The 9331-nt window shown below is 36.3% G+C and carries 6 protein-coding genes; all 6 read left to right on the top strand.

The annotated features are described in order from the left end of the window. Nucleotides 1-253 precede the first annotated feature (253 nt). The 6 genes from DFR79_RS15610 to DFR79_RS15585 are packed head-to-tail and all read left to right on the top strand — an operon-like array spanning nucleotide 254 to nucleotide 9194. On the top strand, nucleotides 254-931 hold the full coding sequence (locus DFR79_RS15610; protein ID WP_133516395.1) for a response regulator transcription factor: 678 nt from the start codon (nucleotides 254-256) through the stop codon (nucleotides 929-931). Then, complete coding sequence (locus DFR79_RS15605) at nucleotides 928-2352, top strand: sensor histidine kinase (protein WP_133516394.1); 1425 nt, start codon at nucleotides 928-930, stop codon at nucleotides 2350-2352. Before DFR79_RS15610 ends, DFR79_RS15605 begins: the two co-directional genes overlap by 4 nt. Then, nucleotides 2342-3394 carry a TolC family protein gene (locus DFR79_RS15600; protein WP_133516393.1) on the top strand — a complete coding sequence of 351 codons (1053 nt, stop codon included), beginning with the start codon at nucleotides 2342-2344 and terminating at the stop codon, nucleotides 3392-3394. Before DFR79_RS15605 ends, DFR79_RS15600 begins: the two co-directional genes overlap by 11 nt. Further along, nucleotides 3381-4823: a TolC family protein gene (locus DFR79_RS15595; RefSeq protein ID WP_133516392.1), complete on the top strand. Its 1443-nt coding sequence runs from the start codon at nucleotides 3381-3383 to the stop codon at nucleotides 4821-4823. The genes DFR79_RS15600 and DFR79_RS15595 overlap by 14 nt, the downstream gene beginning before the upstream one ends. After that, nucleotides 4807-6129: an efflux RND transporter periplasmic adaptor subunit gene (locus DFR79_RS15590; RefSeq protein WP_133516391.1), complete on the top strand. Its 1323-nt coding sequence runs from the start codon at nucleotides 4807-4809 to the stop codon at nucleotides 6127-6129. Before DFR79_RS15595 ends, DFR79_RS15590 begins: the two co-directional genes overlap by 17 nt. Next, nucleotides 6129-9194 carry an efflux RND transporter permease subunit gene (locus DFR79_RS15585; protein WP_133516390.1) on the top strand — a complete coding sequence of 1022 codons (3066 nt, stop codon included), beginning with the start codon at nucleotides 6129-6131 and terminating at the stop codon, nucleotides 9192-9194. The genes DFR79_RS15590 and DFR79_RS15585 overlap by 1 nt, the downstream gene beginning before the upstream one ends. The last annotated feature ends 137 nt before the right edge of the window (nucleotides 9195-9331 follow it).

The raw sequence follows: 9331 nt of genomic DNA, 5'->3' as shown, positions 1-9331 counted from the left end.
CCTTTACCAATCAGCTATTAAAGAAACTGGGATACTTTAGTTTTACGGAAAGATATGCACAAGTAATTAATTCTTAATGAACCGCCCAGTACCGAACGGTACGCTGTGGTGGTGTGAGAGGACGGGGAATAAACTAATTATTTCCCTCCTACTCGATTTATTTCATAATTTCACATATTTCTTTGCTGAAATTTTGATATTTTGATAGTATAATAATTATAGTTAGTAAACTTATTTGCAGAGGGAGGAAAAAATGTCCTATAAAATTTATTTAGTAGAAGATGATCAAAATTTGAATGATATATTGAGTTCCTATTTAAAAAAGGAAGGCTGGGAGGTAGAATGCTTTACTGCCGGCAAACAAGCTCAGGCTAAAATTACAGCAGCAGAGCCAGACCTCTGGATTTTGGATATTATGCTGCCTGACCTAGATGGTTTTCAGCTTATTTCAGAGATTAAAGAAGAAAATGAGGAAATACCTGTAATTTTCATTTCTGCCAGAGATGCAGATTTGGATCGGATAATTGGATTGGAAAAGGGAAGTGATGACTATCTGGCTAAACCATTTTTACCCCGGGAACTGGTAATTAGAGTTAAGAATTTATTTAAAAGAATTTACGGTAAAAAGAAAGACACTTCCTTATCCAGCTATGCAGGTTATATAATTGATTATAATGGACGAAGAGTGATCTTTAAAAAAACAGATAAAGATATTGAGCTAACAGCAAAAGAATTTGATTTACTTACCTTTTTATTTGATAATCTACAAAATGCACTTTCCAGAGAACAAATAATAAAAAATGTCTGGGTAGATGATTATTATGGTTCAGACAGGGTTGTGGATGATCTTGTGCGGAGACTGCGAAAAAAACTACCACAGATAAAAATAGAAACAGTATATGGATATGGTTACAGGATGGTGAAGCAATGAAAAAACTGCTGGCCTGGATGAAAAATAAGCCGCTTGCCTTTCAAATCTGGTTGATTATTGGAGCTGTTCTTGTAATTGCAGTTTTACTTTACTCAATTTCTCTACCATTTATTTTGCAGTCGCTAATTATTTCTGAGAAATATGATAGATTAGAGGAGACCCAGGCTTATATTATAGAAGAAGGACATTTTGATAATTTGAATCAGGATTTAACTTCAGATGATTTATCTTTTAATAAAGCAAATAAGCCACCTGAAAATGGACCTCCTGTTAGATTTGCAAGAGTGCCGAGGCATTTTATAATTGATCAAGAGGGACAAATTTTAGATAATGAGAGTTTGACTGCAGCAGAAAAAATAAAGGAAGATATTTTAAACAGTGATGATGAGCAAAAGCGCTCTAAACTGCATTTACCAAACAATCAGATTATATATTATGTTTATCAGGATTTAGAAGTTGAGGGTGAAAACAGAGTCATTGTTTCCTATCTCCAGAGCCGCTATCGGGACAGCTTTTTTAGGGAGTTTTTAATCCGTTTGATTATTTCACTGCTGGTATTTTTAATTTTGGCCTGGTTGATTTCAATTTTTGTGGCCAGGTATTTAACTAAATCTCTGCAGATTATAAAAAAACAGGTCAAAAAAATAGCAAATCGCGAATGGGACCAACCTTTAAAAATTGAACGTCAGGATGAGATTGGAGAGCTGGCCAATACCATAGAGTGGCTCAGACAGCAGCTGGTAGAAAGAGACGAAAAGCAGCAGGAATTTATCCAGCAGATCTCTCATGAAATTAAAACTCCAATTATGGTTTTACGCTCCTATGTACAGTCAATGCAGGATGGTATTTATCCGCGTGATGATCTTCAGGGGAGTCTAAAGGCTATGGAAGCAGAAAGTTATAGAATGGAAAAACGAGTAAAAACTTTAATTAACATCAGCAAAATGGAATACTTAAGCCGACAGAACCTGAAATTAACAAATATTAATCTTAATCAGCTTTTGGAACAGAAACTGGAAAAACTAAGCTGGAGAAGAAAAGATGTTAACTGGTCTTTAACTGCAGATAGTATTAGTTTAAGAGCAGATCGAGATAAATTCGAAGTGATTCTAGAAAATATAATTGATAATCAGTTTAAATATGCTGACCAAAAAATTAGAGTTAGGATGGAAAAAATATTTCAGGTAGGAAAAAATATAATTCAAATTCGTTTCTGGAATGATGGACCTGAAATTAAAAAAGAAGATCTAAAAAATATCTTTGATAAATTTAAAAAAGGTGATGATGGAGAATATGGATTGGGTCTGGCAATCAGCAGAGTTTTAGTGGAATTACATGGAGGCCAGATCTGGGCTGAAAATGAAGATGGTGGAGCAGCATTTTATTTAGAAATATCGGAGGAGGAAGAAAATGAATTTTAAAAAAATTGGAATCATATTTTTACTTTTAATAATTATTTCTTTACCTGCAGCTGCAGCAGAATTATTAAGTTTAGAAGAGGCAATGGAGAGAGCAAAAAGTGAGAATATGGACCTCAAACTGACGGAAATAAGTTATCAAAAATCAGAAATAAATCTGAAAAAGTTGGAGCTTCAGAATAAATTTAATTATACTGAAACTCAGAGCCTGGAAATAAATAAAAACTATTTAAGCTCCCAAAAAAATTATCAGGATAGTAAAGCCGAAATTATCAAATCAGTTATTCAGCAGTATACAAATTTATGGCTGCTGCAAAAAGAAATTGAAGCCCAGGAATTAACTACAAGAGCCGAAGAGCGATTATATAATGAAATGCAGGCTAGATTTGAACTGGCACAGCTCAGCAGGATTGACTTATTGGATCAATTAAATCAATACAATAATGCCAGCAATGAACTGGAAAACTTAAAAGATAATTATGAACAGAGTTTAATTAAATTCAAAACAGCTTTAAATCTTGAAAATAAGGAAATTGATATCGAAGAACTTGCTGAACCAGAAATCTGGGAGATCACTGAAGAAGAGGCTTTAGAAAAGGGTATAGCAGAGAGTAATACTATTAAAATAGCAGAACTTAATTTGGAATTGGCAAAAAAGGAATTCCAGAAAAATAAAATTGAGTCCTCCAGTTCTGAGCAAAAAATTGCTGAACTGGAACTTCAGGCTGCAGAAATTTCTTTAGAAAAGGCAGAGGAGGATCTGGAAAACGAAATTATCAAAGCCCATCTCAGTTTACAGCAGGCCGAAAAAAATATCGAACTGATGGAAAATAATCTGGAAAGATCAGAAAGCCAGTATCAGCAGACTAAAAGACAGTTTGAACTGGGAAGCGTTACTCAAACAGCTTTACTGCAGTATGAGGCAAGCTTAGTAAATAGTGAATATCAGTTAAAGAATGCTTATTTAAACTATTATCTTGCTCAAGAGGAACTTGCAGATCTATTGAATTTAGAACCCGGGGTGACAATTAATGAACAAAAATAAAAATATAGTATTAATACTTTTGATTTCTCTTCTGTTTGTTTTTTCGCTTAATTTTTCTCTGGCCGCAGAGGAGATGACTTTAGAAAAAGCAATCAGACAGGGATTAAATAATAATCTGGAAATCAGACAGCAGCAAAATACTATTGCCAGCCTGGAAAGAGAATTAAAGACTATTAGAGCCCGACAGGGATGGCAGATTGAGGTAGCTGCAAATTATAATGAGGTAATTGACACAGGGAATCCAGCGGCTGCAGCAGGAGTATTGAACAGTACTAATAATACTATGACGGGTAGTGGAGCAAATACGACTTTAAATATAAATAGAAGTTTTGCTTCTGGTCTCATCATTTCTCAGGAAGCAGTCTATAATGATCAGGAAGAAAGTGATTATGGGACAATAATATCCTATCCCCTATTTAGCGGTGTTCCAACTGAAAAAGAAAAAGAATATTATCAGCAGGAACAGGAACTTTTAAAGGAAAAAAATAATCTAAATTCTTTAATTGAAGATAAGTTATCCAGCTGGCTGGAAAGTTATTTACAGCTAATTAGGCTTGAACAGGGTCGAAAAAATGCTGAACTTCAGTTAAAAACAGCAAAAATAACACTATCTGAAAAAAAAGAACTCTATAACTTACAGCAGATTTCCGAATCAGAGCTTAATCAGGCTAAAGTAGATCTCCTGGATTCCGAAATTAAAGTTTCAAATTTAAAAAATCAATATCAGAATGCGCTTGAATCATTTAAATTAGAACTTTCATTAAATAAAAATATGAGCATCAACTTTGATAATAATCAATATTTTAATAAACTTCAGTCAGAATTGATAAATTATCAAAAATATGAATTTAATAAGTTATATCAAATAATGCTCAGCTCAGATTATGATCTACAGTCAGCTTTGATTAATTTATCTCTGCAGAAAAAACAGCTGGAGTGGTTTCAAAATGAGGGTAGAGCAGAGATTAATTTAAGTGGAAGTTATAATTATTCGACAGAGAAATCAGCTGTTGGAGTTACTTTTTCTTATGATCTTTTTGATGGTGGTCAGAGAGAATTAAATGAAGAGAACTTAAAGGAAAATTTAAAACTGGCTCAGGATAATCTGGAAAACTTAAAAGAAAAGAAAAAACTTGCTCTGGAAAGTCAATTAAATTCACTTAACAGTGCCATAAACAATAGAGAAAGTGCGCAATTAAAGTTAAATAGTGCTGAAAAACAGCTTAATTTAGCCGAAGCTCAATATAATTCAGGATTTATTGATCAAACAGAATACACTCAACAGCAGCTGGCCTATCAGCAGAATGAAATTAATTATCAGCAGGCAGAGGATCAAGTTTTTATTGCAGAATTGGAACTGACCATGTTCTTAAATAATAACATTAGAGAGATAAATAATGAGGTGTTAAATTATGATAAAAATGATTAAAGAAAATAAATTAATTGCAGTTGCCTTAATTTTAGCTGCATTACTGGGAGCTGTAAGTTCTGGCACAGGTCTTTACAATATTTTTCTGAGTACTGTTAATGCTCAGGGGCCAGGAGGAGCTCAGAGACCTGCAGGTACAGAGGTAGAAAAATCAACTGAAAAACAGGCAGTGGCTGTAGAAACAGTTGAGGTAGTAAAAGATGATTTTTATATTTACTCAACTGTCAGTGCTCAGTCAGAAGCTTACGAAGAGGTTGCTTTAACTCCCCGCGTGCAGGAAGTTGTTACTGAAGTACTGGTTAATGTTGGTGATAGAGTGGAGAAGGGAGATCTTTTGATTAAAATGGATGCTCGCAGTAATCAAATTAGTGTTATTAAGGCAGAAGCCTCTCTCAAAAGTGCTGAGGCCAGTCTGCAGCAGGCAGTAAACCGTCCCCGGGAAGAAGAAATAGCCAAGCTTGAAGCCCAGCTGGCACAGGCAGAATCTGAACTCAAATTGAGAAAAGAAAATTATGAAAGACAAAAGCAGCTGTTTGAGGAAGGATATCTTTCGCAGGAAGAAATTGATCAGGCAAATAATCAATTGGTGGCTGCTCAAAGCAGTTATCAATCTGCCTTAAAAAACCTGGAAATGACTAAAGCAGGGGCTACCAGAGAAGAAATTGCACAGCTGGAATCTCAGGTAACTCAGGCTGAAGCTCAACTTGAAGAGGCTAAATTACAAAAGTCTTATACAGAAATTAATTCCCCCATTAAAGGAATTGTTGCTGAAATAAATGCTCAAAGAGGACAAATGCTGGGAAACAGCACCGCAGCAGTGATAAGTAATATTGATCAGATTAAATTAATGGCCTATGTGAGTGAAAAAAATGTTAACAGTATAATTCCCGGAGATCAGGTAAAAGTAGATTTTACAGCTTTGGCAAAAGAATTTACCGGAGAAATAAAAAATATATCTCCCCGAGCTGCTTCAGATCGACGAAGTTTTCCTGTGCAAATAGTAGTTGCAAATCCTGATAATATAATTAAAGCAGGAATGACTGCTCAGGTATCTTTAGCAATTGATAGGGCAGAAAATTCGATAATTATACCTCAGAATGCTCTGCTTGAGGATAGTGAAGGTTATTATGCTTTTGTAGCTCAAAACGGTCAGGCCAAAAGGCGTAATTTAGAAATATCTCTGGAAAATGAAGATAATGTCGCTGTAAGTTCTGGTCTAAAAGCCGGAGAAGAAGTTGTAACTCTGGGTAAGGAAAGCGTAAGTGATGGCAGTAAAATTAAAGTTGTCAGGCGGGTGGATGAATAATGAAGATTTCCGATATATCTGTTAATAGACCGGTAACCATAACCATGATAATTCTGGCAGTTGTTTTAATTGGCGGCCTGGCTTTAACCAGACTGCCGATGGATTTAACTCCAGAATTAGAAGTTCCATTTTTAATGATCAGAACTTCCTATAGTGGTGCCACCCCCGAAGAGGTGGAAGAACTGATAACGCGACCGGTGGAATCAACAGTTGCTACAATTGATGGTCTAAGCAGCCTGAATTCAACCAGCAGCGAGGGCAGTTCAATGGTCTTTCTTGAATTTGAATATGGAACAAATTTAACTGAAGCTAAAAATGATCTCAGAGACTTAATTTCCCGGATTGAGGCAAGACTGCCTGATGGTGCAGATGAACCCAGAATAATGAATTTTGATCCAAATGCACAGCCAATCATGGAACTGGCAGTAGCGGGAGGTAGTGCTGTAGAATTAAAAAATATTGCAGAAGATACAATTCAACCTCGCCTGGAGCAGATTGTTGGAGTTGCTTCTGCAGAAATTTCTGGAGGTAGAAGCAGAGAAATTAGAATTAATGCTGATCAAGAACAGCTTGCTGCCTATAATCTGACTCTGGATCAGATTGCTGCTGCTGTAAGAGCAAGTAATCAATCCGGAGGTCTGGGTACTGTGATGGTCGGTAATGAGGAACTCTCAGTTAGAGCTCTGGGGGAATTTGAGAACTTTGAGAATCTCAAAGAAATAGAGATTACTACGGCCGGAGGAGATAAAGTGCCGCTGACTCTGCTGGCAGACTTAGAAAATGATTTTCAGGAAGTTAACAGCATTAGTTATCTCAATGGTCAGGAAAGTATAGGTATTTCTATCCAGAAACAGGGAGACAGTAATACTGTTAGTGTGGCCAATGAAGTCAAAAAAACAGTTGCAGAATTAAGTGATAAACTGCCGGAATTAGATATTCAAATCACCAGTAATAATGCCCAGTATATAGAAGATTCGATTGCTTCAGTTCTGCAGAATTTTGTGATTGGTGGAATTTTAGCTGTGATAATTCTTTTTATATTCTTAAGAAACTTCAGCAGCACCTTTGTCATTGCTACTGCAATTCCAATTTCTGTGCTGGCAACATTTGCCTTAATGTATTTTGCTAATTTGAGCCTGAACCTGATTACTCTAGGTGGTATAGCACTTGGAGTAGGAATGCTGGTTGATAACTCAATTGTTGTTTTAGAAAATATATATCGACATCGGGCTCTGGGAGTGGGCAGGCTTAATGCAGCTAAAGAGGGTGCTTCTGAAGTAGCCACGGCAATCAGTGCCTCAACTCTGACAACAGTTGCAGTATTTATTCCGGTAATTTTTATTAAAGATTTACTGGCCCAGCTGTTTACTCCGATGGCTCTGACAGTAACATTTTCGCTTCTGGCCTCCTTATTTGTTGCTTTAACCTTTATTCCAATGCTTTCTTCTAAAGTTCTAAAGGTTAATCAAAATGAGTCAGATGAGAGTGTAAAAAAGAAAAAGTATGTAAAGTATTATCAAAAAGTACTCAATAAATCTCTAAAACACAGATATAAAATAGTATCAGCTTTTATAATTTTCTTTATCCTCTTTGGTGCAGGAATTGCAGTGGATATTATACCTCTGGAAACAGAATATATGCCTTCCTCAGATCAGGGAACTATTAGAGTTTTTGCCAGTATGGAAGGAAACTCTACAATCGAAATGAGTAATCGATTGGCTCAGGATCTTTATTCACGGATAGAAGAAATTCCAGAAATAGACCTTTTAACTTCCAGAGTCAACAGTGGTCGTGTTAACTTAACGGTGGAACTTCTGCCTCTGGCAGAAAGAGATAGAGATGTATCAACAATTGCCGAGGATATTAGAAGCAGAACTAAAAATATTCCTGGGGCTTCAGTTAATGTTTCTGCTATGACCTCAATGATGGGAGGTGGTGGAATGGGAGGTACCGCTATTGAAGCTCAAATTAAAGGACCTGATCTGGATAGTTTGTTAAATCTGGGTGAAAATGCCGAAAATTTAATAACAGGGATTGAAGGGATTAGAAACACTGATGTTAGCTTAGAAAAAGGTAATGAAGAAATACATGTTAAAATCAATAAAAATCAGGCCCAGAATTATGGGTTTACAGACAGTGATATTATTTCCTATGTTAATATGGCTCTCAGCGGCAGCACTATCAGTCAGCTGACTGAATCAGGAGAAGAGATTGATATAATTCTAAAATTAAAGGATGAGGAAAGTACTTCTTTAAGAAATCTTTCTGATATTAAGTTATTTGCTTCCAGTGGAGTCAATGTACCACTATCACAGCTGGCCGTAATTGAAGAAGGAACAGGTTATTCTTCTATCGCCAGAGAAAATCAGCAGCGTTATATTTCAATTAGTGCTGATATATTCGAGCGGCCCCTGGGTGAAGTCCAGAGTGATGTAGAATCTGTACTGGCAGAAGAACTGAATCTACCATCAGGATATACAATTACTTATGGTGGTGAAGCTGAGGATATGGCCAGTTCTTTTAATCAATTATTTACAGCAGCAATTCTGGCAATAGTTCTAGTCTATATGGTAATGGCTTCTCAGTTTGAATCACTGATTCATCCCTTGATAATAATGTTTACAGTTCCCTTATCAATTATCGGAGCTGTGCTGGGATTAATTATTACAGGTACTGCTTTGAGTGTAAATGGTTTAATTGGGGCAATTATGCTGGTCGGTATTGTGGTTAATAATGCAATTGTAATGATTGACTATATAAATAACCGCAAGGAACACATGAGCCGCAGAGAAGCAATCCTGGAGGCTGCACCAATTCGACTCAGACCAATTTTAATGACCACCCTGACGACTACCCTTGCCTTAGTTCCTCTAGCGGTGGGAATCGGTACTGGAGCAGAAACACAGCAGCCAATGGCTATAGTTGTTATTGGAGGGCTTCTTTTTTCAACCCTCCTGACTCTGGTAATTATACCGGTAGTCTATGATATTGTAGATGAACTAAGAAATAAACTTGTAGGCTGGTTATTAAAAATTGTACACAAAGAAGAAGCACAAGAGAAATAAAGCATTTCAGTATATCCCGGATTGAATCCGGGATATTTTTTTGGTTTGCCTGGCATGGATATTTGCTAATCAGTGAAAGTCTGATGTGGGGGTTAATAGTGCCAACCACTAGCTGAAGACAAGGGTGTCCATCGTGA

Source organism: Halanaerobium saccharolyticum (assembly GCF_004362045.1).
Lineage (GTDB): Bacteria > Bacillota > Halanaerobiia > Halanaerobiales > Halanaerobiaceae > Halanaerobium > Halanaerobium saccharolyticum_C.
The sequence above is the reverse complement of the archived record's forward strand: the minus strand, read 5'-3'. Positions and strand labels throughout refer to the sequence as shown.

What these genes read in the sequence shown, in the direction of transcription:
- DFR79_RS15600 (WP_133516393.1), top strand. Translation starts at nt 2,342, where the DNA reads ATGAATTTTAAAAAAATTGGAATCATATTTTTACTTTTAATAATTATT.
- DFR79_RS15595 (WP_133516392.1), top strand. Translation starts at nt 3,381, where the DNA reads ATGAACAAAAATAAAAATATAGTATTAATACTTTTGATTTCTCTTCTG.
- DFR79_RS15585 (WP_133516390.1), top strand. Translation starts at nt 6,129, where the DNA reads ATGAAGATTTCCGATATATCTGTTAATAGACCGGTAACCATAACCATG.
- DFR79_RS15610 (WP_133516395.1), top strand. Translation starts at nt 254, where the DNA reads ATGTCCTATAAAATTTATTTAGTAGAAGATGATCAAAATTTGAATGAT.
- DFR79_RS15605 (WP_133516394.1), top strand. Translation starts at nt 928, where the DNA reads ATGAAAAAACTGCTGGCCTGGATGAAAAATAAGCCGCTTGCCTTTCAA.
- DFR79_RS15590 (WP_133516391.1), top strand. Translation starts at nt 4,807, where the DNA reads ATGATAAAAATGATTAAAGAAAATAAATTAATTGCAGTTGCCTTAATT.